Genomic DNA, 25047 nt, shown 5'->3' with positions numbered 1-25047 from the left:
GCGAGGTCGGCGGTCATGCCTGGGCCGCCGTCTCGTCCAGTACCCGCTCCGCGATCCGGAACGCCTCGAGGCCCGCCGGCGCCCCGCAGTACACCGTGGCGTGCAGCAGCGTCTCCTGGATCTCCTCGACGGTGGCGCCGTTGGTGATCGCCCCGTGGACGTGCACGGCCAGCTCGTGCGGCCGGTTGAGCGCCGTGAGCATGACGAGGTTGAGCAGGCTGCGGGTCCGCCGGTCCAGGCCCGGACGGCTCCACACGTCGCCCCAGCACGCCCGCGTCACGTACTCCTGCACGGGCCGGGAGAACTCGCTGACGTTCGCCATCGAGCGTTCCACGTGCGCGGCCCCGAGGACCTCCTTGCGCACCGCGAGCCCGTCCTCGAACCGTGCGTCGGTGCCGTTGCTGCCGCTCATCGCGCCTCCTCGTACTCGGCCTCGGACACCTCGTCGAGCCAGGTGGTGGTCCCCAGCGACACCGCGGTGTGCGTGAGGATCGAGCCGGGTCCGGCGCCGTGCCAGTGCCGCTCGCCCGGCGGGACCCAGACGACGTCGCCGACGGTCAGCGGATGCGGCGCCTCCCCGTGGGTGCACACCCAGCCGGTGCCGGCGGTGACGACGAGCAGCTGCCCGCGCTCGTGGTGGTGCCAGTAGGTGCGCGCACCGGGGGTGAAGGTGACCGAGTTGACGGTGGTGCCGTCCGTCGTCGGCAGCACCGGGTCGCCCCACACGGTGCCGGTGAACGTGGCTCCCCGCGCCTCGGTGGTGGCGCCCGCGGCGCGCCCGTGGACGATGTGCACGTCTATGCCTCCCTGCTGGGGTGGTGGTTGCCGGGTTGCTGGATACGGACGCCTCCGGCGAGGTCACCGAGGGCGTCGACGACGCGGTTGGAGATCACGTCGCCGTAGCCGAGGTGCGCCGCGAGCCCGAAGCTCGCGAGCGGCCCGGACGCGTTGAGGGAGGGCACACCGAGCCGGCCGAGCAGCTCGGTGTAGAGGGTCACGTCCTTGGTCATGAGCCGGCTCGTCAGGCCGCCCTCGAGGTAGTCGCCCTCGACGATGCGCGGGAACCGGTTGCTCGTGGCGAACGACTGACCGCTGCCGCCGTTCACGGCCGTGAGCAGGGTCCGCAGGTCCAGCCCGGCGCGCTGGGCCGCGACCATCACCTCGGCGCTCGCCGCGAGGGTGACGGCGTTGAGGAAGTTGTTGAGCAGCTTCGCGGTGTGCCCGGCCCCGACCGGGCCGAGGTGGTGCACGGCCGCCGCGATCGGGGCCAGGACCGGGCGGATCGCGTCGACCTCCCCGGCGTCCCCGCCGGCGGTGATCGTCAACGACCCCTTCTCCGCGGCGGCCGCCCCGCCGGAGATCCCCGCGTCGAGGAACGTGACGCCGTGCCGCGCCGCCTCCTGCGCCAGCGCCACCGTCGACGACGGGTCCGCGGTCGACAGGTCGACCACGGTGGTGCCGGGTTCGGCCCCGGCGAGGACGCCGTCCGGCCCGCGGACGACGGGCTCGACAACGGTGCTGTCGGGCAGCGACAGCAGCACGACGCGACAGCGGCGGGCGACGTCCGCCGGGCTCGCGCCGGGATCGGCACCCGCGGCCTCCGCCCGGCCCGCCACCGGGTCGAACCCGACGACGGGCGTGCCCGAGTCGACGATCCGGCGGGCCATCCGCCCGCCCATGTTGCCCAGGCCGACCATGCCGACCGGTTCCCTGCTCACGGCGCCACCTCGATCCTGATCACCAGGTCGTCGATCCCGGTCCCGTCGGCCCGCCCCGGGAAGCGGCGCCCGACGTCGGCGTCGTGTCCGGCGACGAGCACGTGGTCGGCCGGGGCGGCGAGCTCGCCGAGCAGGTCGAACCCGGCGTACATCGCTTCGAGGTCGGCCACGACGAAGAACGGCCGGTCGGCCTCGAGCTCGTCGTAGAAGTGCAGGGCGTCCGCGGCGAGCACCGCCCGCCCACCCGGGACCGGCGCGAGCGCGATCAGCTGGCCGGGCGTGTGCCCGCCGACCTCGACCAGCGTCAGCTCGCCCAGCGCCAGCGTGCCCTCGAACGTCGTGATGCGGCCGTCGTCACGGGCGCGGGCCAGGACGGCGAGCTCCTCCGCCTCGGTGGAGTGCGCGAACTGGGTGCGGCCGGCGTGCGGGCCGGTCCAGAACTCCAGCTCGCGCGCGGTCATCACCACCTCGGCGGCGGGCAGCCGGTCGAGGTTGCCGATGTGGTCGTAGTGGGCGTGGCTGACGACGATGCGCGCGACGGTTCCCGGGTCGATCCCGAGGCGGTGCAGCGCCTCCACCGGGTCGACGAGGACGTCCCGGTTCCGGCGCCGCCCGACGTCGGGCTCGAAGCCGCAGTCGAGCAGCGTCACCCCGCCCGCGGCGTCACGCACGACCCAGAAGAAGTAGTCCATCGCGAAGGCGGCGTCCGGCTCGCCGTAGACGTGCCAGTTGAGGTAGCTCTCGGCGTGGGTCGTCGTCCGGGTGCCGTACCGCACGGCGTGGACCTCCGGGGTCATCGTGCGCCCCGCAGCTTCTCGAGGACCGGCAGCAGGTGCTCGGCCATCCCCTCGGGGTCCTCGGCCATCGGGAAGTGACCCCGGCCGGGCATCGTCACCAGCTCCCCGCCGAGACGTTCCGCGGCCTCGCGGCTGGCCTCGGTGGTGGCGGAGTAGTCGTACTCGCCGCTGAACACGTACAGCGGGCACGTGGCCCGACCGAGCCCGGCGGACACCGTCGGGAAGTCGACCGAGTAGAAGTGCGTGTCGCCCTGGTAGACGCCGGGCCCGGTACTCGCGTAGCCCCACAGCGTCTGCTCGCGGGGGCCGGTGGGGCTGGCGGGCGCGATGAGGCCGCCGACCCAGCTCGTCAGGAACCCGGAGTGGTCGACGTCGCAGCGGTGGGTCCACTCGACGAAGCGGCCGGGGCTGCCGAGCCCGCCCTCGAGCGCGCACACCCCGCCGAAGCGCTCGCCGTGCTCCGCGGCCAGGTAGAGCGCGATCGCGCCGCCCATCGAGCAGCCGACGAGGACGGGCCGGTCGAGGTCGAGCGCGTCGGCGACGGCCAGGACGGTGCTCGCGTAGGTCTGCGTGTCGAGGGCGTAGCGACGGGTCCGCCAGTCGTCGGGTGGGTCGGAGCGTCCGTGCCAGGGCATGTCGAAGGCGACGACGCGGTGGTGGTCGGTGACGCGGGGGTCCTCGAGCAGCCCGCGGAACTGGCGGGAGTCGGCCCCGGCGGTGTGCAGGCACAGCAGCGGCACGCCCTCCCCGGCGGTCTCGATGAAGATCCGGCGGCCGTCGTCGAGGTGCAGGTACCGCCCGACCGACGGCCCGAGTCCCGGCGTGGGCGATGGCGGGTCGGGACGGCGGGGGACGGGCGTGCGCACGGCGTCCCGCAACGCCGCGACGACCCGGTCGAGGAGCCCGGCGGTGCGGGCCCACACCTCCCGGCGGCCGACGACCCGGTCGGCGCCGCGGGTGGCGACGAGGGCCTGCGCCGTGGTCGCGCCGCGCGGCGGCGGGTCGGCACAGACGTCGTCCCAGTCCTGCGCGGTCAGCACGAGGGCGACGTCCCAGGTGTCGTTGATGCCGGGGGCGCCGCGGACGGTCAGGGCGCCGTCGGCGACGTCGAGGAGCACGCGGGTGCCGGCCACGTCGAGCAGCAGGATCGTCGGCGGGCCGGGCGGCAGGCCGCGCAGGAGGTCGTCGTGCAGGGCTGCGGTGACCTGCTCGTCGTCGAGCCGCATCGTTCGCGGGCCTCCCTCCTCGCGGGCGGCCGCCCACGGTTGACGCCGACGGGGCGCCACCCTACGTTGCGGATTGTCTGACAGCCAGACGAAAGCGGCGGCGGCCGCCCGCCGCGCGACGCGAGGAGTGGTCTCGATGACGAGTCCCGATCAGGCGGTGCCCGCGGCGTCCCCCCCGGTCCCGGAGAGTCCGGAGCGGGCGGCCAAGCGGCGGTCCGCGACGCGCGGGGCGTTCTTCGCGGAGTTCGTCGACATGTTCGACATCTACCTGCCGACGGTGGTGCTCACGCCCGCGCTGGTCTACTTCCAGCCGGCCCACCTCACCCCGGGCCTCGCGGCGATCCTGACCTCGCTCGTCTTCGTGACGACGCTGATCGGGCGCCCGGTCGGGGCGGCGGTGTTCGGGGCGCTGGCCGACCGGATCGGGCGCCGACGCTCCACCATCGCGTCTGTCTCCGGGTTCGGGGTGATCACGCTGCTGATCGCCCTGATCCCGGGTTTCTCCACGATCGGCATCGCCTCGTACTGGCTGCTCATCGCGCTGCGCTTCCTCGACGGCATCTGCCTGGGCGGCGGGTACACCGGGGCGCTGCCGCTGGCGATGGAGTACTCGCCCAAGCACCGCCGGGGCCTGCTCGGCGGGATCATCCTGTCCGCGTTCCCGCTCGCCTACATCGTGATCACGCTCGTCGGGATGGCCTGCTTCGCGATCTTCCCGCTCGCGGGGCCGGGCTCGGCCTACGTCGAGTGGGGATGGCGCGTGCCGTTCGTGCTCGGCGCGCTCCTCGCCGGCGCCCTCGCCCTCTACTACGTCCGCAGCGTGTCCGAGTCCGAGGTGTGGCAGGCCGCCGAGGCGGCGAAGGCCGAGGGGACCTCGCGGGGCGGCTCGCTGCGCCCGCTGCTCGCGGTCGTCACCGGCGAGAGCGGACGGGCGTTCTGGCAGGTCTTCGCGATGATGACCGGGTTCTGGCTGACCCAGAACCTGGTCACGCTGTTCCTGCCGACCACCGTGCTGCGCGAGCTCGTCGGGCTCGCGAACTCCCAGGTCACCGTCGTGCTGCTCATCTCGTACGTCTGCCTCGTCGGGAGCTACATCGCGTCCGGGGTGATCGGCCAGCGGATCGGGCGGCGGCGCTTCTTCGTGACCTGCGGCGTGCTCATCGCGGTCGTCGGGTCGGCACTACTCGCGGTCCTCGCCTCGGGTCGGGGCATGCCGCTCGGGGTCGTGATCGTCGTGGTCTGCGCGTTCTCGATCGTCGTCACCGCGCCCTGGGGCGTCGTGCTCCCCTACATCACCGAGCGCTTCCGGACCGACGTGCGGGCCTCCGGCTTCGGCCTCGGGTTCAGCGTGTCGGTGGTGATCCCGTCCTTCTACGCCTTCTTCGTGGCCGGGCTCGCCGGGTTCCTGCCGTACGCGGCGGCCGCGGTGGTGCTGCTCGCCGTCGGCGGACTGCTCGGCGCGGCGGGCGCGGCGGCGGGCCCGGAGACCCGTGACGTCGACTTCGAGGCGGTGCCCGCGTCGCGGTGACGACTGCCCGATCGACCGGTCGACGTGACGTGGGCCACTTTGCTTGGATCGCCGGAGCACGATTGCTCCACAGCAGGGGCAACGAGACCAACGGAGGTCAGCAGGTGTCCACGTTCGACGGTTCCGGCATCGACAAGGTCCTGGCAGCGGCGGTCGAGGACCGCGCGGTGCCCCACGTCGCCGCGATCGCGGCGGACCGCGACGGCGTGTTCTACGAGGGAGCGGCCGGCGAGCGGGTCACCGGCGGCGGCGAGCCGGTCTCCACGAGCACGCACTTCCGGATCATGTCGATGACCAAGATGGTCGCGACGACGGCGGCGCTGCAGCAGGTCGAGCAGGGGCGGCTCGACCTCGATGCGCCCGTCGAGGAGTACGTGCCGCAGTTCGCCGAGCTGCAGGTGCTCGACGGGTTCGACGGCGACACCCCGCGCCTGCGGGCCCCGGCGAGCCGCGCCACGGTCAAGCACCTCCTCACCCACACCTCGGGGCTCTCCTACTGGTTCTGGAACGCCGACCTGGCGCGCTACGAGTCGCTGACCGGTCTCCCCAACGTCGTTCCCGGGGACATGGCGGCGTTCGGCGCGCCGCTCGTGGCCGACCCCGGCACCCGCTTCGAGTACGGCATCAACACCGACTGGCTGGGCCGCGTGGTGGAGGCGGTCGCCGGGACCACCCTCGACGTCGTCGTCAAGGAGAACATCACCGGCCCACTGGGCATGGACGACACGATGTTCGCCCTCGACGACGCCCGGCAGCAGAACAAGACCCCGGTGCACGCCAAGGGCGAGGACGGCCAGTGGGCCTCGATCGGGAACGTGCTGCCCGACGATCCGGCCTGGTGGGCCGGTGGCCACGGGCTGCACTCCACCCCGCGCGACTACGTCCGCTTCGAGCGGGCGCTGCTGCGCGGCGGGGAGCTCGACGGGGCGCGCATCCTGAGCCAGGAGACCGTCGACGCGGCGTTCTCCGACCAGCTCGACGGCGTGCCGTTCCCCACCGAGATCGTCACGGCCGACCCGGCGACCACCGACACGCTGCACCTCGGCCCGGGCTGGACCTGGGGGTACGGGCTGCTGCTCAACACCGCCGACGTCCCGGGACGTCGGCGCGCCTGGAGCGGGGCCTGGGCCGGCCTGTTCAACACCCACTTCTGGATCGACCGCACCACCGGCATCTGCGCCTCGATCTACACCAACTCGCTGCCCTTCATCACCGAGCACGAGGCGTGGAAGCTCTACGGCGACTTCGAGGAGGCGCTGTACGGGTCCTTGGGCTGACGCCTTGTGCGTGTGTTTCCGTGCCTGGGCACGGAAACGCACGCACACGTCGCGTCAGCGACCACCGTGCGTCGAGGACGACCGGTAGTCGGTGTAGGTGTAGGGGTTGTCGAGGACCTTCGTCGTCGGGATCTCGGGGTTCATGCCCTGCGACCAGGCCTCGTCGCCGAGGGTGCTCCGCAGGTGCTCGACCGTCGCCTCCACGGTCCGGCGCGCGGCGGCGAGGTCGATCCCGACGAGCCGGTGGTCCCGCTTGACCACCCGGCCGTCGACGATCACGGCCTCGACGTCGCCGCGCTGGGCCTGGAAGGCGACGTGGCCGTAGGGGTGCAGCAGCGGGAACATCACGGGGGAGTGCTCGTTGCGGATGAGCACCACGTCGGCCTTCTTCCCCGCCTCGAGACTGCCGAGGTCGTCGCGGCCCAGGGCGTGGGCCCCGCCGCGGGTCGCCCAGTCGACGACCTGCTCGGCGCGCAGGGACGCGTGCGTCACCGTCTCGCCCTTCGCGTGGGCCTCGAGGTGCTCGCGGGAGCGGTCGGCGCCCAGCGTCGTGCGCATCGCGGAGAACAGGTCGCCGCTCCACCACACCGTGGTGTCCATCGACAGCGACACCGGGATGTCGTGCTTCCGCAGGGCCCAGGTGGGCGGGTAGCCCTGACCCGCCGACTGCTCGCTCTCGGTCGACACCGACACCGACCCGCCGGTGGCGGCGATGCGGTGGTAGGAGTCCGGCGAGAGGGAGGCGGCGTGGACGTACACCGTCTCGGGCGCCATGAAGCCGTGCTCGTGCATCAGCCGGATGCCGTCGTCGTTCGTCGCGCCCCAGACCCCCGCGTGCGTGGTCACCGGTACGCCGAGCTCGCGGGCCACCTCGAAGGCCGGCTTCTCGGGGAACGACGGGTCGCCGGTGACGTCGAAGGCGAGCTGGAAGCCGAGCATGTCGCGGCGGCCGCTCATCCGGCGCTCGACGAAGTCGCGGAACCCCGGTGAGGCCGTCCAGTTCGCGGGAGCGTCCTGGATGTTGCCGTAGGCGAGCACGAAGCGACCGGGCACGGCCTCGAGGGCGTCGGCGGCCGCGTCGGCGTGGTCGGGCGTCTGGAGGTTGTGCGACCAGTCGACCGTCGTGGTGACCCCGGCCTCGATCGCCTCGAGGGCGCCGGCCAGGTTCCCGGCGTGCACGTCCTCGGGGCGGAACGCCGTGCCGTGCTCGAGGTAGTTCCAGACGAAGTACTGCGTCAGCGTCCAGTCGGCGCCGTAGCCGCGCATCGCGGTCTGCCACATGTGCCGGTGCGTGTCGATCATCCCGGGCATGACGATGCCGCCGCGCGCATCGATCTCCTCGGTGCCGTCGGGCCCCGCGAGGTCGGGGCCGACCGCGGCGATGCGGTCGTCGACGACGAGGACGTCCGCGTCGGTCAGGACGGTGTGGGCGGCGTCGAGGGTGAGCACGGTCCCGCCCCGCAGGACGACGGGACGACGGGCCTCGCCGGTGGACTGGGACATCGCGTGCTCCCTCGTACTCGGACGTCTGTCCGGATAGCGGTCATATGCTCCTCGTCACTCTGCTCAGGCGTGGTTTCGCTGTCAACGTTGTCGCTTCGGCCAGAGGTGGCCCACGGGTTCCTGCTCGGTCGTCCGCCAGACGGTCAGCGAGCGGCTACGCTGCGCCCATCACGACGTCGGCAGTGCTGGAGGAGGGACGCGCGTGCCACGCGAGGGAGCCGGGCCCGACTTCATCGAGGCGCTGGCGCGCGGGCTCGAGGTGATCGCGGCGTTCGGGCCCGAGCGTCCCGCGATGACCCTCGCCGAGGTCGCGTCCGCCACCGGGCTGGCCCGACCGACGGCGCGGCGGATCCTGCTGACGCTCGCCGAGCTCGGGTACGTGCGCAGCGGCGAGCGCGGGTACGCCCTCACGCCCCGCGTGCTCGAGCTCGGCGTGGCCTACGTCGGGTCGATGGGGCTCTGGGACGTGGCCCGCCCGCACCTCGAGGCGCTCTCGGCGCGCACCAACGAGTCGTGCTCGATCGCCCAGCTGGACGGGTCCGACATCGTCTACGTCGCCCGGGCGAGCGTGCCGAAGATCGTCTCGCTCGCGGTGCAGATCGGAACGCGCTTCCCGGCCCTGCCGACCTCGCTCGGGAAGGTGCAGCTCGCGGCGCTGTCGCCGGCCGAGCTCGACCGCGTCCTCGCCGAGCCGACCCGCTCCGGGCTCGCCCCGCGCTGGCAGCCCTCGCGCGCGGAACGGGACGCGGCGCTGCGCGAGGTCCGGGCGCGGGGCTGGGCGCTCACGGACGAGCAGCTCACGCTGGGGATCCGCTCGGTGGCCGCGCCGCTGCGGGACGGCAGTGGCCGGGTGATCGCTGGCGTCAACGTGAACTGCCACGCCGCGGAGACCTCGGTCGAGTACCTCGTCGAGCACCACCTGCCGCTGCTGCTCGCGACGGCCGGGGACATCAGCGCGGACTTCGCCCGCCGCGAGTCGCTCCCGCACGTGACGCTGCCGGCGTCCTGAGGGGGCCGCAGAAGGCCGCGACAAGGCCTCCCGGCCACACCCCGACCCGGCCACACCCGCTTCCCACCCACCGGGATTCCCGGCGCGCCGACCGCCGCGCCGCCCTCACGATGACCGAGCGCCACCACCGGAGGCGGCGCAGGAGGAGGGACCGGTGCTGGACGAACCGCGCGTCGTGATCGTCGGAGCGGGGCCCGCCGGGCTCGTCCTCGCCTGGCTGCTCCACCGGGCCCGGGTCCCGTTCGTGCTGGTCGAGCAGCTCACCCAGGCCGAGGTCGGCACCCAGCCGAAGGCGGGCATCGTCGAGTACCGCACCGTGGAGCTGCTGCGCCGGGAGGGGATGGCCGACGCGCCCGGCGCCCCCCTGCGCTTCGACACCGAGAACCGCCGCGTCGAGTTCCGGACCCCGCTCACCTCCCACCTGTTCGACTACGCCGACCTCACCGGCGACCGTCCCCACTTCGTCCTCCCGCAGCACCGCCTCGTCGCCGAGCTCGCCGCCGCCCTCGTCATCGACGGTGCTCCGCTGCACTTCTCCCACCGCGTGGTCGGGATCGAGGCCGAGTCCCCGGCCGTCGTCGTCGAGGGTCCCGACGGCGGGCGGCGGACGCTCGCGCCCGACGTCGTCGTCGGGACCGACGGCGCCGCGAGCCCCGTCGCCCGGGCGATGGCGGACCACGTCCGGACGCTCGACCGACGCGTCCCGGCCCGCTGGCTCGTCGTCGCCACCGACACGCCGCCGCTCGTCGGCCACACGATCTACGGCATCCACCCGCACGGGTACGCCGCGCACCTGCGCCGCGGCCCGCAGGAGACCCGCTTCTACCTCGAGGTCCCGGCGACCACCGGCCCCGACGACTGGTCCCACGACACCATCCGCACCGAGCTCGGCCACCGCCTGGGGATGCCCGGCGCCCTCGACGACCGTCCGCTGCGCAGCGTGGACGCTCTGGACCTGCGCACCCGGGTCACCACCCCGATGCAGCACGGTGGGCTCGTGCTCGCCGGCGACGCGGCCCACCTCATCACGCCCGCCGGCGGCAAGGGGATGAACCTCGCGGTCGCCGATGCGGTCGAGCTCGCCCACGGGCTGATCGAGTCCCACGACGGCGACGACGCGCGCCTGGCGGCCTACTCCGACACCCGTCTCCCGGCGATCTGGCGGGCCCAGGCGTTCTCCGACTGGTTCCTGCGCATCCTCACCGCCCGCAGCGCCGACGCCCTCGAGGACGAGTCGGCGGCGGCCTTCGTCCACGGCACGCGCGAGACCTGGGTCCGGGCGCTGCGCGACGACGCCGGGATGGCCCGCTGGTTCGCCCACTCCTACGCGGGCGTCGAGCCGCCGGCGGCCTGACCGGACCCCTTGACGCCGCCCCTGGGCCGCCGCAGGATCAGCAACGGACAGATGTCCGTACGACGGACCGGGAGACTGCATGGCTGGGACCGGGGGCGGGCCGCTCGCCGGGGTGCTGGTGGCCGACTTCAGCCGCATCCTCGCGGGGCCCTACGCGACGATGCTGCTGGCGGACCTGGGTGCCGAGGTGGTCAAGGTCGAGGGCCCGCAGGGCGACGACACCAGGACCTGGATGCCCCCGACCCGCGGCGAGACCTCGACGTACTACCTCGGCATCAACCGCGGGAAGCGCTCGATCGCCCTGGACCTGCGCGACCCCGATGACGTCGGCCTCGCCCGCGAGCTCGCGCGCCGCGCGGACGTCGTCATCGAGAACCTCCGGCCCGGCGGCATGACGAAGTACGGGCTCGACTTCGACAGCGTCAGCGCCACCAACCCAGGCGTCGTCTACGCGTCGATCTCCGGGTTCGGCTCGGGGAAGGGCGCGCACGTGCCCGGCTACGACCTCATGGTGCAGGCCATCTCCGGGCTGATGGACCTCACCGGTGACCCCGACGGTCCGCCGTACCGCGCCGGCATCTCGGTGTTCGATGTGATGGCCGGCAACCACGCGGTGATCGGCATCCTCGCCGCGCTGCGCCACCGCGACGCCACCGGCGACGGCCAGCACGTCGAGGTCAACCTGCTCTCCTCGGCACTGACCGGCCTCGTGAACCACAGCAGCGCCTGGGTCGCGGGCGGCGTCGTCCCGCACCGGATGGGCAACGCGCACCCGAGCGTCTTCCCCTACGAGCCGCTCGAGACCGCCGACGACGACCTCATCGTCACCGCCGCCAACGACGGCCAGTTCCGCAAGCTCTGCGAGGTGCTGGGCCTCGAGGGAGTCGCCGACGACGAGCGCTTCGCCCGCAACGCCGACCGCACGAAGAACCGGGACGAGCTGCGCCCCATCCTCGTCGGGAAGCTGAAGGAGAAGACGGCGGTCGAGTGGTTCGACCTGCTCGTCGCCGCCGGGGTGCCGTGCGGGCCGATCCAGTCGATCGACGGCGGGTTCGCGATGGCGGAGCGGTTCGGGCTGGAGCCGGTGGTCGAGGTGGGCGAGGGCGACCGTGCGGTCCCGACGACGCGGCACCCCATCCGCTTCTCGCAGACCCCCGCGGTCTACGAGCTGCCCCCGCCCGAGCTCGACGAGCACGGCGCCGAGCTGCGGACGTGGTTGAGCGCTGACGGGGCGAGCGGAGCGACGGGGGACGGACGTGAGTGAGCACGTCTACGAGACCGCGCTGGGAGCGGCCTCCCCCGACAAGATCACGCTGCTCGGGCACGACCTCGTCGAGGACGTCATGGGGCAGGTCGGGTTCGGTGAGCTCGCCTTCTGGCTCGCGACGCAACGCCGCCCGACGCCGGGTGAGACGCGCGTCTTCGAGGCGGTCCTCGCGGCGCTGGCCGACCACGGCTACACGCCGACCGCGATCGTCACCCGCCTCACGCACCTCTCGGCGCCCGACTCGGTGCAGGGCGCGCTCGCGGCCGGGCTGCTCGCGGGCGGGTCCCGGTTCCTCGGGGTCACCGAGGACTGCGGCCGGTTCCTGCACGACCAGCTCGTCGGCGTCGACCTGCCGACCGACGACGAGGGCTGGGACGCGCTCGCGCTCCGGACGGTCCAGGCCCAGCGTGAGGCCAAGCGGTTCGTCCCCGGCCTCGGCCATCACGTGCACAAGCAGGGTGATCCCCGCACGCCCAAGCTCATGGCGCTGGCCGCCGAGGAGGGCGTCACCGGCCCGCACCTCGCGCTGTTCGCCGCGATCGGCCGGGTGCACCCCCAGGTGCTGGGGAAGACGCTGCCGCTCAACGGGGCCGGCGTCTGCGGCGCGGTGCTCGCCGACCTCGGGCTGCCGCTGGAACTGCTGCGCGGGTTCGCGCTGCTCGCCCGGACCGCCGGGCTGATCGGGCAGCTCGCCGAGGAGCTGCGCCACCCGGTCGCCAACGAGATCTTCCTCAGCGTCGACCTGAACAACAAGCCGGTCGACCCGGATCCGTACTCGCCGCCGAGTCTGGACGGAGGAACGCATGGCTGAGCTCGTCGCGGTGATCGCGTCCACCCACCACCCGTTCTACTACCGGGCGAGCACCTCGACCGGCGAGGACCGCCCGCCGTTCGCGGACGAGTGGGTGCGCAAGATCGAGGCGTTCCGGGAGACACTGACCCGGGCGCGGCCCGACGTCCTCGTCATGGTCGGCTCCGACCACTTCCACCAGCTGTGGCTGGACAACATGCCGCAGTTCCTCGTCGGGAAGGCGCCGGTCTACGACGCCAACTGGTACAACGAGGAGCGCGAGTTCGGCCTGCCGCGCATGCGGCTGGCGGGCCAGGAGGACCTGTCGTCGTACATCCTCCGGGAGGGTCTCGACGCCGGGTTCGACCTCGCGTTCTCCAACGAGCTGCGGATCGACCACTCGATCACGTGCCCGATCATCACGCTGCGGCCCGAGGCCGACCTGCCGATCGTGCCGATCTACACCAACATCTTCGCGCCGCCGCTACCGCAGCCGAAGCGGTTCGTGCAGCTCGGGCGCACCATCCGCGAACTGGTGGAGTCGTGGCCCAGCGACCAGCGGGTCGCGGTGATCGGCACCGGACACCTCTCGCTCGAGCTGGGCGGACCGCGTCAGTTCGGGCCCCACGGACCCGACCCGGAGTTCGACCGCAAGGCCGTCGACTGGATCGCCTCCGGCGACCTCGAGGGCTGCCTGGCCGAGGTCACGCTCGACAGCCTGCACGCCCCGGGGAACGCCACCCACGGGTTCATGGACTTCATGCTGATGATGGGCGTCGCGGGCGAGGGGAAGAAGGCCGACCACGTCGACTCGCTCGACCTCTTCCACACCATGGAGGCCTACTTCACCTGGTACCCGAACGGGGTGACCCCGGCATGAGCAAGTACCTGCTGGACAAGTTCCTCTTCACCGTCGACCGCGATCCCGAGCTCGTCGAGCGCTACCGGGAGGCGCCCGCGGCGTGCGTCGAGGAGTGGGAACGCGAGTACGCGAACAAGCTCCTCAACTGCCACACCGGCGAGGCCTCGACGTGGCTGGCCTTCGAGCCCGCCGAGCGCGAGGCCCTCACGGCGCACGACCACGTGCGGCTCTTCGAGATGGGCGCGCACCCGTTCCTCACGCTGACGCTGTTCATCGCCATGTTCGAGCGCGACCACGGCCCGCTGGAGTACCAGCTCGCCTACGCGCGGGCCATGGAGCACATCTCGCTGCCGTATCCCGACATCGCCACCTGAGAGGGCGCCCGATGACGACGCTGCCGCTGCTGCCCACGAGCCTCGTCGGGAGCTACGCCCAGCCCGACTGGCTCATCGACCGCGCCAAGCTCGCCGGTCGGTTCCCGCCACGGGTGCGGGCCGAGGAGCTGTGGCGGGTCGACCCGGAGCACCTCGAGCAGGCCCAGGACGACGCGACGGAGCTCGCGGTCCGCGCCCAGGAGCGGGCCGGGCTGGACATCCTCACTGACGGCGAGATGCGTCGGGAGAGCTACTCCAACCACTTCGCGACGGCGCTCGACGGCGTCGACGTCGACAACCCGGGCACCGCGCTCGACCGCTCCGGGCACCCCAACCCGGTCCCGCGCATCGTCGGGCCCATCCGCCGCCCCGCGCCGATCCAGGTGCGCGACCTGGAGTTCCTGCGCGCCCAGACCGACCACGTCGTGAAGATGACGGTGCCCGGGCCGTTCACGATGTCCCAGCAGGCCCAGAACGACCACTACCCCGACGCCGAGGCCGCGGCGATGGACTACGCGGCCGCGGTCAACGCCGAGATCCGGGACCTGCACGCCGCCGGTGCGGACATCGTGCAGATCGACGAGCCCTACATGCAGGCCCGGCCGGACGCGGCGCGGCAGTACGGGCTCGCCGCGCTGAACGCCGCCCTCGACGGCGTCACCGGCACCACCGCCGTGCACATCTGCTTCGGCTACGCCGCGATCATCCACGAGCGCCCGGCGGGCTACTCGTTCCTCCCCGAGCTCGCCGGCTCGCCGGTCGACCAGATCTCCATCGAGACCGCGCAGTCCGGCCTCGACCTCGGCGTGCTCTCCGACCTCACCGACAAGACGATCATCCTCGGCGTCGTCGACCTCTCGGACCCGGCCGTCGAGTCCGCCGAGACCGTGGCGACCCGCGTGCGCCGCGCCTACGACCGCATCCCGCCCGAGCAGCTCGTCGTCGCCACCGACTGTGGCATGAAGTACCTGCCGCGGGCGTCCGCGGAGGGCAAGATGGTGGCGATAGCGCAGGCCGTGGCTGTGCTGCGGGCCGAGCAGGGCTGAGCCCCTCGGGACGCTGGAGCGATCCGGACCGTTTGGCGCTCCGGGTTTGCCGCGATCATGACGGGGCCATGTGATGCAGTCCACATGCGCCCCCACGGCCGATTGATACGGGCCGTACGCAGGACGACGCTTCGGTCATGGATCAGTGCCCGACGGAGGGGCTGTCATGACCGCGGTCATCGTCATCATCGTGGTGGTCGTCGTGCTGGCGCTGGCCGGTGGCGGCCTCGCGCTCGCGAGACGGAAACGTTCCCAGCAGCTGCAGGAGCAGTTCGGGCCCGAGTACGACCGCGCGGTCGAGAAGTCGGACTCGAAGAGCGAGGCGGAGAAGGAGCTCGCGTCCCGTCGCAAGCGCCACGCCGAGCTCGACCTGCGCTCGCTCGACCCGCAGACCCGCGAACGCTTCCGCGGCGACTGGAAACAGGTGCAGGGCGAGTTCGTCGACGACCCGGGCGGTGCGGTCGAGAAGGCCGACTCGCTGGTCACGACGATCATGCGCGAGCGCGGCTACCCGGTCGAGGACTTCGACCGGCGCGCGGACGACATCTCGGTCGAGCACCCGCGCGTGGTGGAGAACTACCGCGAGGCCCGCCGGGTGCGCGACGCCCACCGCAACGGCAGCGCGGGCACCGAGGACCTGCGCGGCGCGGTCACGTCCTACCGCAGCCTCGTGGACGCCCTGCTCGACGAGGGGTCCGACCGCGGCGGGCACGACGACGGGTCCCACGGCGACGGGCGCCACCGCGACGACGAGGGCCGTCACCGCGACGAGCCCCGCGGTTCCGGGGACGAGCGGGGCCGCGACGACCGCGTTCGCGACGAGGGCGCCGGGAACGGCCGGCAGGAGCGGGAAGCCGACGGACCGTCGGCCGACGGGGCACACGACCACGACGGGAGCCGACGGTGAGCACGGAGACGACGGGCGAGGGCCGTCACGACGGGGGCCTGCGCGACGAGGGCCTGCGTGACGACGCGAGCCGTCACGAGGGCCCGCGCGACGACGCCGGCCGGGACGACGGGCCCGGCCGGTACACCCGCCAGCACGGGGACCAGCCCGGTCAGCACGACCACGACGCGAAGGACTCGGACGGCGTCAGCGTCCTCGATCCGTCGGCGTCCGAGCGACTGCGCGGGCGGTGGCAGGAGGTCCAGGCCGCCTTCGTCGACGAGCCCCGGCAGGCGGTGACCGAGGCCGACCAGCTCGTCGGCGAGGTGCTCGACGAGGTCAGCCGGGTGTTCCGCCACCAGCGCTCCGAGCTCGAGGCGGAGTGGAGCGGCAACACCGAGCCCGGCACCGAGGAGCTGCGCCAGGCCCTGCGGCGCTACCGGGAGTTCTTCGACCGCCTGCTCTCCCTCTAGACCCCCCTCGAGACCGCCCGGGACGCGCGAGCCGCGTCCCGGGCGGTCGCCTGTCCGGCGCCGACGGTCGCTCGCGGAGATCAGGGAGCCGCGGCACGGTTGGTCCGCAGGACGCTCGTCCGGGCAGGGTGGCCGCGTGACCACGACCGACGGCCCGACGCTCGCCGACACGCTGCCCGCACTGCTCGGCTCGCTGGGCACCACCATCGACGGCTCGCCGGCGATCACCCTGCCCCCGGCGCGGTCCGCTGTCCTGCTCCTCGTCGACGGCCTCGGGCGCGAGTTGCTCACCGAGCACGCCGCCGACGCCCCGTTCCTGGCGTCGATGCCCGACGCCGGGCCCCTCACTGTCGGCTTCCCGACCAGCACCCCGATCAGCGTGACGAGCCTCGGCACCGGACTGCCGCCCGGCGCCCACGGCACCCTCGGCGTGCGCTTCCGCGTCGACGCCACCCTGCTCGACGCGCTCACCTGGACCCAGGGCACCGACGACCTGCGCGAGCGGCTGCGGCCCGAGGTCGTGCAGCCCCGGCCGACGCTCTTCGAGCGTGCCGCCGCGGCCGGCGTCACGAGCACCGTCGTCTCCGACCGCGCCTACCGGGAGTCCGGCCTGACACGCTCGGCGCTGCGCGGGGCGACCTACCGCGGGGTCGTGGCGTTCGGGGACCTGGCCGCCGAGACGCTCACCGCGCTCGCCGAGCCGGGGCTCGTCTACGCCTACCACGCCGACCTCGACCAGCTCGGGCACCTGCGCGGCCCCGGCTCGCTCGCGTGGCGCTGGCAGCTGCGCCAGATCGACCGGCTCGTCGCGATGCTCGCCGAGGACCTCCCGCCCGGGACGCTGCTCGCGGTCACCGGCGACCACGGGATGGTCACCGTCGACCGCCGCCACGACGCCGACACCCACCCCGACCTGCTCCTCGGCGAGCCGATGGTCGGCGGCGACCCCCGCGCCCGCCTCGTCTACACCCGCCCCGGCAGCGCGTCCGACGTGCTCACGGCGTGGCGCGCGACCCTCGGCGACGACGCGACGGTGCTCACCGGCGACGAGGCGGTCGAGGGCGGGTGGTTCGGGCCGGTCGACGACGCCGTCCGGTCCCGGGTGCCCGACGTCGTCGCCGTCACCCGCGGCGGTACCGCGATCGTGCGCACCGAGGGGGAGCCCGTGCTCGCGCGGCTCCCCGGCCAGCACGGCTCGGTGACCGACGCCGAGCGCTACGTCCCGCTGCTCGTGCACGCCGCAGGAGCGGCGCCGATCGTCCGGGAATCCCGCACCTGAGAACGTTCCTGCACAGCAGAAACGACGCTGTGCGCGCCGTCACCCCCCTGGGTTAATGTCCGACCGAGGACCCGGGATGCATGCAAGCGTCCCGGGAGCGAGACGAGGCACAAGGAGTGCGCGTGAGCGTCACGACCCACACCGGCGGATCGATCCTGGGCCACGCGGTCAAGCGGACCGAGGACCAGGAACTGATCACGGGCGCCGGGCTCTACACCGGCGACCTGCCCGTCGAGGGGTCGCTTCACGCGGTGTTCGTCCGCTCGCCGATCGCCCACGGGACGCTCGGCGACATCGACGTCGACGAGGCCAGGGGGATGCCGGGCGTGGTGGCGGTGTACACCAACGCCGACCTCGACGTCGCCGACCGCCCCGGCCTGCCCGGCGTCGTCCCCGACGCGATGTCGCGTCCGCACCTCGCCAAGGGCAAGGTCCGGTTCGTCGGCGACATCGTCGCCGTCGTCATCGGCGAGACCGCCGGCGAGGCGCTCGACGCGGCTGAGACCGTCTTCCCCGACATCGACCCGCTGCCCGCGGTCACCGACATCGAGGCGGCCTATGCCGACGGCGCCCCGCTGCTGTTCGACGAGGTCGGCAGCAACCTCATCGCCGGCGCGGGCACCGGCGACGTCCAGGGAATCTTCGACGAGGCCGACGTCGTCGTGACCGGCAAGTTCTACAACCAGAAGCTCGCGGGCGTGCCGATGGAGCCCAACGCCTGCGTCGCCGAGCCCGGCGTTCCCGAGGGTGGCATCACGCTCTGGCTCTCCACCCAGACCCCGCACGGCGCGCGCGACGCGATCGCCGGCGACCTCGGGCTCGACGCCGACCACGTCCGCGTCGTCGCGCCCCGCGTCGGGGGCGGGTTCGGACCGAAGGCCACCGCCTACCCGGAATGCACGATCGCCGCGAAGGCCGCGCTCGTGCTCGGCCGGCCGGTCCGCTGGACCGAGACCCGGTCCGAGAACATGCTCTCGATGGTCCACGGCCGCGCCCAGGTCCAGTGGGTCGAGCTCGGCGTCAAGAACGACGGCAAGATCGTCGGCCTCCGCGCCTCGGTGATCGGCGACGGCGGGGCGTACCCGGCGGTCGGAACGATCCTGCCCAGCCTCACCCAGCTGCTCGCCCAGGGCGTCTACGACATCCCCGCCATCGAGTTCTCCTGGAAGACTGTCGTCACCAACACCACGACGACGGGCGCCTACCGCGGCGCCGGGCGCCCTGAGGCCACCCAGCTGCTCGAGCGGATCCTCGACATGGCCGCCGACGAGATCGGCGTCGACCCGCTCGAGATCCGGCGGATGAACTTCCTGCAGCCCGAGCAGTACCCGATGACCTCGCTCACCGGCGCCGAGTACGACAACGCCGACCACGAGAAGTCCCTCGAGGCGGCAAAGGCGGCCGCCGGGTACGACGAGCTGCTCGCCGAGCAGAAGCGCCGTCGGGACACGGGGGAGCGGGTCGCCCTCGGCATCGGGGTCGGCTCGTACGTCGAGGTCACCGCGCCGCTGGGCCTCGACGGCGAGTACGGCTCGGCCCAGGCCCACCCGGACGGCACGTTCACGGTCATGGCCGGCACCAGCGCCCACGGGCAGGGGCACGAGACCGCGTTCGCGCAGCTCGCCTCGTCGGTGCTCGGGGTGCCGATGGACAAGGTCAAGGTCGTCCATTCCGACACCTCGCTGGTGCGCAGCGGCGCCGGCACGCTCGGCTCGCGGTCGCTGCAGACCGGCGGCAGCGCGATCCACAACGCCTCGCAGGAGCTCGTGTCGCGGGCCCGGGAGATCGCGGCGCACCTGCTCGAGGCGGCGGTGGAGGACATCGAGCACTCCGACGACGGCTTCGGGGTGCGCGGCGTCGCCGGCCACACGGTGAGCTGGTCCCAGATCGCGTCCGCGTCCGAGGACGGCTCCGGGCTCGAGGACGGCAACGGCCGCGCGATGCGCGAGGACCTCGACTTCAAGCAGGGCCAGTCGAGCTTCCCGTTCGGCTCGCACATCTCGGTCGTCGAGGTCGACCTCGACACCGGGATGGTCAAGCCGCTGCGCCATGTCGCGGTCGACGACTGCGGGAAGATCCTCAACCCGATGCTCGTCGCGGGCCAGCAGCACGGCGGCATCGCGCAGGGCATCTCGCAGGCGCTGTTCGAGCGGGTGACCTATGACCAGGACGGCAACCCGACCACGGGCAACCTGGCCTCCTACACCATCCCGAGCGCGGCCGACCTGTGCTCGTACGAGGCGTCGAACACCGAGACGCCGACCTTCCTCAACCCGATCGGGGCGAAGGGCATCGGGGAGTCCGGCACGATCGGCTCGACGCCCGCGGTGCACAACGCCGTCGTCGACGCGGTGTCGCACCTCGGCGTGCGCCACATCGACATGCCGCTCACCCCGGAGGCCGTGTGGCGGGCCATCCAGGGCGTCTCGGCCTCCGACCCCGGGACGCGGCAGCAGGCCGGCCCGGAGTACGCCGGGGCGGCGGGCAGCCAGCACTGAGCCCCAGCCAGCACTGAGCGCAGTCGCGCGACGCGGCCGCTGATGCAGTAGTCCGCTACGGCATCCCCGGCCGCGACGCCGGCGAGATCATCCGGTCTGCCCACTCCCCCGGAAGGTCTCCGCTCGCCATGACGTCCGTCGTCCCGTTCACCAGCAACCACTCGGACGTCAGCACGAATGAGGGCTACCAGCCGCCGGCTACTGCGTGGGGTGCGTCCCCCCGCAGGCGCCGCAGATCGCCGGACGCTGCGGGCGGTGCGGCTCCTACGGCGACGGCGCCTACTGCAGCAACTGCGGCGGGCCGCTGCGGGTGCAGGTGGCGTGCCGGCGCTGCGGCGCCCAAGTCGGCAGCGGCAACTTCTGCCCGGGGTGCGGCACGCCGCGGGGGTGAGGGCTGGACCGGACTCGGAACCTGCCCAACACCGGCCGTGTGCTCGGCGCAGACGGTGCCGACGGCCCGGAGGGGCCGCGGCCCGGGACCGGCCGTATGCGTGACGCGCACGGCGGCGGCAGGCGGTGTTCCGCGCCGTGACCGGGATGCGTCACGCACTCGGGAGCGGGACAGTCGGCTGTCTACCGTGTGCGTGACGCACTCGTGGTCCGACCGAGTACCTTCCAGGTCCTGGCCGTGTGCGTGACACACCCGCGGCCCGACCCGGAACCTGGCCGACACCGGCCGTGTGCTCGGCGCACACGGTGCTGGCAGCCCCGAGGGGCCGGGGCCCGCGACCGGCCGATCGGGTCGCCGTGCCACGATCGGTCCGGTGAGCGAACGGAGCGCGCGACGCGAGCTGGCCGTCCTGATCGTGTCCTACCGGCGGGCGGACCTGCTGGAGCGCGCCCTCGCGAGCGTCGACAAGTGGATCCCCGACGCCCGGGTGCACGTCTGGGACAACGCCTCCGGCGGGTCCCCGCAGGTCCGGGAGCTCGCGGCGACGCGGCCCGACGTCACGTGGACGTTCTCCGAGACCAACCTCGGCTACATCGCCGCGATGAACCGCCTGATGGCCCAGACCCCCGACCACGACGCCCTGCAGCTCAACCCCGACGCCGAGCTCCTCGGCCCGCTCACCCGCGCCCGCGAGGCGCTCGGCGAGCCCGGCGTCGCCGCGGTCTCCCCGACGGTCCTCGACCCGGACGGCCGCGACGAGCCCTGGGACGTCGCCCACCGCGAGCAGGGCGTCGTCCGGAACCTCGTCAACGCGGCCGGCTACGCCAAGCGGCTGCGCGGGCGCCTGCTGTCCAACCTCTACGAGGGCCCGCAGGACGACGTCGACGGGTACCTCACCGGCTGCTGCCTGTTCATCTCCCGCGACGCCTGGAACGCGCTGGGCCCGTTCGACGAGGCCTTCTTCGTCTACGGCGAGGACGCCACGTGGCAGCCCGACGCGCGCCGCGCGGGCTGGACGCTCCGCCTGGTCGACGACGACGAGCCGCAGGTCCGCCACGCCAGCGGCGGCACCGTCTCCGACGACCCGCTCGCCTCCACCCGCGGCGACGACCTGCTGCGCGCCGCCCAGGTGATCGCCCTCGGCCTGCGGCACCAGGTCGGGCGCGGATCGCTGTTCTCCGCGGGCGCCACGGTGCTCGAGCGGGTCCAGCGCTCCAAGCGGGCGCCGCGGCGGGCGCGCCTCGACGCGCTGGCCCGGCAGGCGGCCGGGCGGCCCGCCGTCGTCGTCCTGACCCAGGGCCTGCGCACGGAGTCCGAGCGCCGGCGGGTGGTGCTCGCCAACCAGCTGGTGGCCCGCGGCCACCCGGTGACGATGGTCTGCCTGGCGCACCTCGGGCGGTACGTCGCCGAGCTCGACCCGCGCGTGCGGATGATCGTGCAGCCGTGGTGGCAGCCGGTGGTCGACGTCGCGGACACCGACGAGGCGATCGTCGTGGGCGGCACCGCGTCGACCGAGATCGGGTTCGCGACGGCGTGGCGCGCGCTCGGCCACGCCGTCGGGCAGCGGCGCTCCTGGCTCGCCGTCGCGCACGAGCCGGCCGACCCGCAGGGCCCGACCTACCCCGAGTTCACCGCCCGTGCGCTGCGCACCGCCGACGGCCTGCTCGTGCCCTCGCGGCCCCACGGGGACGAGCTCGCCCGCCACCAGCGGCTCACCGACGACGTCCTGGTCGCGCCGGACGGCCTGGCCCCCGGCGAGCCGCTGCCGGCGCGCCCGGCCCTGTCCTCCCCCTCCCACCCGGTCCGCTTCGGCGTCCGCACCCGGCTCGAGGAGGCCGGCAACACGACGCTGCTCGTCCGGGCCCTCGACGCGCTCGCGCGGCCCGACGAGTGGACCCTCGACGTGTTCGGGGACGGGCCCGACCGGGTCGCGCTGCAGGCGCAGACCCCCGCCTACCTGCGCGGCCAGGTGCGCTGGCACGGCGAGCCGGCGAGCGTGGACGAGGCCGTCGCCGACCTCGACGTGCTGTGCGTCCCGGGCGTCACCGAGGCCTTCCCGCTCGTCGTCGTGGAGGCGATGACGCGGGGCCTGCCGGTGATGGCCTCGGCGAGCGGCTCGGTGCCCGAGATGCTCGACGAGGGCATGGCCGGCGTCGTCGTCGCCCCGGTGACGGTGCCGGCCTGGACCGAGGCGCTGCGCGGCGTGCTCGACGACCGCGGCGCGCTCGCCCGGCTCGGGGAGGCGGGCCGGGAGCGGGCACTCGCGCAGTACACCGAGACCGCGATGGCCGACGCGTACCAGCGGGCGTTCGTCCACGTCCTGGGGCACCCGTTCCCCGGGGCGCCGGGGGCCTGAGCCGGGAGCCCACCTCGTCACAGCGCGGAGACGCCCCCGTCATCTGCGTGTCACACTGCGCCGTCCGTGACCCCCTGCGGAGGGCCGTGCCGTGATCGATACGGGGAGCACCGCCTGGGTGCTCGCGAGCACCGGGCTCGTCATGCTCATGACGCCGGGCCTGGCCCTGTTCTACGGCGGGATGGTCCGGTCGAAGGCCGTCCTCAACGTCATGATGACGAGCTTCGTGTGCCTCGGCGTCGTCGGCGTGCTCTGGGTGGTCTACGGCTACTCGCTCGCGTTCGGCTCGGACGCCTGGGGCGGGCTCGTCGGCGGCTTCGGCGACGTCGGGATGCGCCACCTCGACACCGCCGTCGTCGGGAGCGGGCCGACCGCGATCCCCGCCGGCGTCTACGCGATGTTCGAGCTGATGTTCGCGGTGATCACCGTCGCCCTGCTCGCGGGCGCGGTCGCCGAACGCATCCGGTTCTGGCCGTGGACGCTGTTCGTGCTGGTCTGGGTGACGCTGGTGTACCTGCCGGAGGCGCACTGGGTGTTCGCGCTCGACGGCGCCGCCGGGCCCGGGTCGGTCGGCGGCTGGATCGCCAACCGGCTGCACACCCTGGACTTCGCGGGCGGCACGGCCGTCGAGATCAACTCGGGGGCGTCGGCGCTGGCCCTCGTGCTCGTGGTCGGACGGCGCCGGGGCTGGCCACGCGACCCGATCCGGCCCCACAACCTGCCTTCGGTCCTCCTCGGCGCGGGCCTGCTGTGGTTCGGGTGGTTCGGGTTCAACGCCGGCTCCGCGCTCGGGGCCACCGCGGCGGCGGGCACCGCGCTGGTGTCGACGATGACGGCGGGCGCCGCCGCGGTGCTGGCCTGGCTGGTGGTCGAGCAGATCCGCGACGGGAAGCCGACCTCGCTCGGGGCGGCGTCCGGGGCGGTCGCCGGCCTCGTCGGGATCACGCCGGCCTGCGCCTACGTCGAGCCGCTCGGGGCCCTGGTGATCGGGCTCGCCGCGGGCGCGATCTGCGCGTGTGCGGTGCGGCTGAAGTTCCGCTACGGGTTCGACGACTCGCTCGACGTCGTCGCCGTCCACGGCGTCGGCGGCCTCGTCGGGATGCTGCTGATCGGCCTCCTGGCCTCCGCCGCGACCAACCCCGCCGGCGCGGACGGCCTGCTCTACGGCGGCGGGTTCGGCCAGCTCGGGCGCCAGGCGGTGGCCGTGGTCGCGGTCCTCGCGTACTCCTTCGTGGTCACCGGCCTCATCGCCTGGGTGATCTCGCGGACGATCGGACTGCGGGTGGATCGCGAGGTCGAGGCGGAGGGCGTCGACGAGGGCGAGCACGCCGAGAGCGGCTACGACTTCTCGACCGTGGTGGTCGGGCACCGCGCGGAGCGTCCGGGCGGGGTCCACTCCGGCACGACGGTGTCTCGGCCGCCCTCCTGAGCGCACCGGTGCGGAATCTGCCGATGGCCTCGGATTCTTGATTGATTCCAGTTTGTGGGCCACACTCGCGGCCGTGCCGACGACGACCGAGTACGAGCGCCAGCTGCGCGAGGCCGGTCTGCGCCTGACGCGACCTCGCCTCGCGGTGCTGTCGGCGGTGCACGACCACCCCCACCTCGACACGGACGCGATCATCGGTCTCGTCCGGGCCGACCTCGGCGCGGTGTCCCACCAGGCCGTCTACGACGTCCTGCGTGCGCTCACCACGGCGGGGCTGCTGCGGCGCATCGAGCCCACGGGCTCCGCGGCGCGGTACGAGGCGCGGGTGGGGGACAACCACCACCACGTCGTGTGCCGGTCCTGCGGTGCCATCGCCGACGTCGACTGCGTCGTCGGTGCCGCGCCGTGCCTGACCGGCTCGGACGACCACGGCTTCGCCGTCGACGAGGCCGAGGTCGTGTTCTGGGGCCACTGTCCCGACTGCTCGACCCCCACCTCTCAACCACCCGGAGGGAACTCTCGTGTCTGAAGGCCACGTCACCCGCGAGTCGGAGATGAACACGGAGGACGCGGGCGGGTGCCCGGTCCACACCGGGCGCCTCGCGCACCCGACCGAGGGCGGCGGCAACGTCGACTGGTGGCCCAACCAGCTCAACCTGCGCGTCCTGCGCACCCATGTCGCGGACTCCAACCCGATGGACCCCGACTTCGACTACGCGAAGGAGTTCGCGACCGTCGACCTCGACGCGCTCGCGGCCGACGTCGACCACGTCCTGACCACCTCGCAGGAGTGGTGGCCCGCGGACTTCGGCCACTACGGCGGGTTCATGATCCGCATGGCCTGGCACTCCGCCGGCACCTACCGCCTGGCGGACGGCCGCGGCGGCGCGGGCATGGGCATGCAGCGCTTCGCCCCGCTGAACAGCTGGCCGGACAACGGCAACCTCGACAAGGCCCGCCGCCTGCTCTGGCCGGTCAAGCAGA

23 protein-coding genes are annotated in these 25047 nt (G+C 73.4%); 17 read left to right on the top strand and 6 right to left on the bottom strand.

The window, feature by feature from the left end; genetic code table 11:
• Positions 1-13: 13 nt before the first annotated feature.
• From VGH76_RS24380 to VGH76_RS24360, 5 genes are read right to left on the bottom strand one after another with little or no spacing between them, the layout of a single operon-like run.
• On the bottom strand, positions 14-412 hold the full coding sequence (locus tag VGH76_RS24380) for a carboxymuconolactone decarboxylase family protein (RefSeq protein ID WP_331559342.1): 399 nt from the start codon (positions 410-412) through the stop codon (positions 14-16).
• On the bottom strand, positions 409-795 hold the full coding sequence (locus VGH76_RS24375; RefSeq protein ID WP_331559341.1) for a cupin domain-containing protein: 387 nt from the start codon (positions 793-795) through the stop codon (positions 409-411). The genes VGH76_RS24380 and VGH76_RS24375 overlap by 4 nt, the downstream gene beginning before the upstream one ends.
• Positions 796-797: 2 nt before the next feature.
• On the bottom strand, positions 798-1718 hold the full coding sequence (locus VGH76_RS24370; RefSeq protein WP_331559340.1) for an NAD(P)-dependent oxidoreductase: 921 nt from the start codon (positions 1716-1718) through the stop codon (positions 798-800).
• Positions 1715-2515, bottom strand: coding sequence for an N-acyl homoserine lactonase family protein (locus VGH76_RS24365; protein WP_331559338.1), 801 nt, complete (start codon positions 2513-2515; stop codon positions 1715-1717). Before VGH76_RS24365 ends, VGH76_RS24370 begins: the two co-directional genes overlap by 4 nt.
• Entirely contained in the window at positions 2512-3741 is a 1230-nt protein-coding gene (locus tag VGH76_RS24360) for an alpha/beta hydrolase (protein ID WP_331559337.1), read from the bottom strand. Before VGH76_RS24360 ends, VGH76_RS24365 begins: the two co-directional genes overlap by 4 nt.
• A 136-nt stretch (positions 3742-3877) precedes the next feature.
• Here VGH76_RS24360 and VGH76_RS24355 point away from each other — a divergent pair, with 136 nt between their 5' ends.
• Together VGH76_RS24355 and VGH76_RS24350 are read left to right on the top strand one after the other, a co-directional pair.
• Positions 3878-5269 (top strand): MFS transporter, encoded by a 1392-nt coding sequence (locus VGH76_RS24355; protein WP_331559336.1) that lies wholly within the window; start codon positions 3878-3880, stop codon positions 5267-5269.
• A gap of 104 nt (positions 5270-5373) precedes the next feature.
• Positions 5374-6546, top strand: coding sequence for a serine hydrolase domain-containing protein (locus tag VGH76_RS24350; protein WP_331559335.1), 1173 nt, complete (start codon positions 5374-5376; stop codon positions 6544-6546).
• A gap of 54 nt (positions 6547-6600) precedes the next feature.
• Here VGH76_RS24350 and VGH76_RS24345 read toward each other — a convergent pair whose 3' ends face one another.
• Positions 6601-8049: an amidohydrolase family protein gene (locus VGH76_RS24345; RefSeq protein ID WP_331559334.1), complete on the bottom strand. Its 1449-nt coding sequence runs from the start codon at positions 8047-8049 to the stop codon at positions 6601-6603.
• A gap of 202 nt (positions 8050-8251) precedes the next feature.
• Between VGH76_RS24345 and VGH76_RS24340 the strand changes: the two genes are divergently transcribed.
• The 15 genes from VGH76_RS24340 to VGH76_RS24270 form a co-directional block, all read left to right on the top strand.
• Positions 8252-9058: an IclR family transcriptional regulator domain-containing protein gene (locus VGH76_RS24340; RefSeq protein WP_331559333.1), complete on the top strand. Its 807-nt coding sequence runs from the start codon at positions 8252-8254 to the stop codon at positions 9056-9058.
• A 154-nt stretch (positions 9059-9212) separates the two neighbouring features.
• Positions 9213-10412 (top strand): FAD-dependent monooxygenase, encoded by a 1200-nt coding sequence (locus VGH76_RS24335; RefSeq protein ID WP_331559332.1) that lies wholly within the window; start codon positions 9213-9215, stop codon positions 10410-10412.
• Between the two features lie 79 nt (positions 10413-10491).
• Positions 10492-11676 (top strand): CoA transferase, encoded by a 1185-nt coding sequence (locus VGH76_RS24330; RefSeq protein WP_331559331.1) that lies wholly within the window; start codon positions 10492-10494, stop codon positions 11674-11676.
• A complete protein-coding gene (locus VGH76_RS24325; protein WP_331559330.1) occupies positions 11669-12490 on the top strand; it encodes a citryl-CoA lyase in 822 nt (273 codons plus the stop codon). Before VGH76_RS24330 ends, VGH76_RS24325 begins: the two co-directional genes overlap by 8 nt.
• Positions 12483-13349: an extradiol ring-cleavage dioxygenase gene (locus VGH76_RS24320; RefSeq protein ID WP_331559329.1), complete on the top strand. Its 867-nt coding sequence runs from the start codon at positions 12483-12485 to the stop codon at positions 13347-13349. Before VGH76_RS24325 ends, VGH76_RS24320 begins: the two co-directional genes overlap by 8 nt.
• Complete coding sequence (locus VGH76_RS24315) at positions 13346-13705, top strand: hypothetical protein (RefSeq protein WP_331559328.1); 360 nt, start codon at positions 13346-13348, stop codon at positions 13703-13705. The genes VGH76_RS24320 and VGH76_RS24315 overlap by 4 nt, the downstream gene beginning before the upstream one ends.
• A gap of 11 nt (positions 13706-13716) precedes the next feature.
• Complete coding sequence (locus VGH76_RS24310; RefSeq protein ID WP_331559327.1) at positions 13717-14751, top strand: 5-methyltetrahydropteroyltriglutamate--homocysteine methyltransferase; 1035 nt, start codon at positions 13717-13719, stop codon at positions 14749-14751.
• A gap of 166 nt (positions 14752-14917) precedes the next feature.
• A complete protein-coding gene (locus VGH76_RS24305) occupies positions 14918-15658 on the top strand; it encodes a hypothetical protein (RefSeq protein WP_331559326.1) in 741 nt (246 codons plus the stop codon).
• Complete coding sequence (locus VGH76_RS24300) at positions 15655-16110, top strand: hypothetical protein (RefSeq protein WP_331559325.1); 456 nt, start codon at positions 15655-15657, stop codon at positions 16108-16110. The genes VGH76_RS24305 and VGH76_RS24300 overlap by 4 nt, the downstream gene beginning before the upstream one ends.
• A gap of 136 nt (positions 16111-16246) precedes the next feature.
• Complete coding sequence (locus VGH76_RS24295) at positions 16247-17389, top strand: nucleotide pyrophosphatase/phosphodiesterase family protein (protein ID WP_331559324.1); 1143 nt, start codon at positions 16247-16249, stop codon at positions 17387-17389.
• Positions 17390-17511: 122 nt separating this feature from the next.
• Entirely contained in the window at positions 17512-19887 is a 2376-nt protein-coding gene (locus tag VGH76_RS24290) for a xanthine dehydrogenase family protein molybdopterin-binding subunit (RefSeq protein ID WP_331559323.1), read from the top strand.
• 764 nt (positions 19888-20651) lie between these two features.
• Positions 20652-22634 (top strand): glycosyltransferase, encoded by a 1983-nt coding sequence (locus tag VGH76_RS24285; protein WP_331559322.1) that lies wholly within the window; start codon positions 20652-20654, stop codon positions 22632-22634.
• Between the two features lie 91 nt (positions 22635-22725).
• The gene (locus VGH76_RS24280) at positions 22726-24063 is read left to right on the top strand and encodes an ammonium transporter (RefSeq protein ID WP_331559321.1); all 1338 of its coding nucleotides are present in this window, start codon (positions 22726-22728) and stop codon (positions 24061-24063) included.
• 73 nt (positions 24064-24136) lie between these two features.
• A complete protein-coding gene (locus VGH76_RS24275; RefSeq protein ID WP_331559320.1) occupies positions 24137-24592 on the top strand; it encodes a Fur family transcriptional regulator in 456 nt (151 codons plus the stop codon).
• 25 nt (positions 24593-24617) lie between these two features.
• On the top strand, positions 24618-25047 hold a 430-nt coding region (locus tag VGH76_RS24270; RefSeq protein ID WP_331559343.1), incomplete at its 3' end, for a peroxidase family protein.

It is taken from the genome of Actinomycetospora sp., assembly GCF_036497585.1.
In the GTDB taxonomy this organism is placed as follows: domain Bacteria; phylum Actinomycetota; class Actinomycetes; order Mycobacteriales; family Pseudonocardiaceae; genus Actinomycetospora.
Note: the sequence above shows the minus strand (reverse complement) of the source record. Positions and strands in the feature narration are given on the sequence as shown.

Bases quoted from the DNA above. Each gene is read 5' to 3' on its own strand.
- VGH76_RS24380 (WP_331559342.1), bottom strand. From the start codon at position 412: ATGAGCGGCAGCAACGGCACCGACGCACGGTTCGAGGACGGGCTCGCG.
- VGH76_RS24365 (WP_331559338.1), bottom strand. From the start codon at position 2,515: ATGACCCCGGAGGTCCACGCCGTGCGGTACGGCACCCGGACGACGACC.
- VGH76_RS24360 (WP_331559337.1), bottom strand. From the start codon at position 3,741: ATGCGGCTCGACGACGAGCAGGTCACCGCAGCCCTGCACGACGACCTC.
- VGH76_RS24355 (WP_331559336.1), top strand. From the start codon at position 3,878: ATGACGAGTCCCGATCAGGCGGTGCCCGCGGCGTCCCCCCCGGTCCCG.
- VGH76_RS24345 (WP_331559334.1), bottom strand. From the start codon at position 8,049: ATGTCCCAGTCCACCGGCGAGGCCCGTCGTCCCGTCGTCCTGCGGGGC.
- VGH76_RS24330 (WP_331559331.1), top strand. From the start codon at position 10,492: ATGGCTGGGACCGGGGGCGGGCCGCTCGCCGGGGTGCTGGTGGCCGAC.
- VGH76_RS24320 (WP_331559329.1), top strand. From the start codon at position 12,483: ATGGCTGAGCTCGTCGCGGTGATCGCGTCCACCCACCACCCGTTCTAC.
- VGH76_RS24315 (WP_331559328.1), top strand. From the start codon at position 13,346: ATGAGCAAGTACCTGCTGGACAAGTTCCTCTTCACCGTCGACCGCGAT.
- VGH76_RS24310 (WP_331559327.1), top strand. From the start codon at position 13,717: ATGACGACGCTGCCGCTGCTGCCCACGAGCCTCGTCGGGAGCTACGCC.
- VGH76_RS24305 (WP_331559326.1), top strand. From the start codon at position 14,918: ATGACCGCGGTCATCGTCATCATCGTGGTGGTCGTCGTGCTGGCGCTG.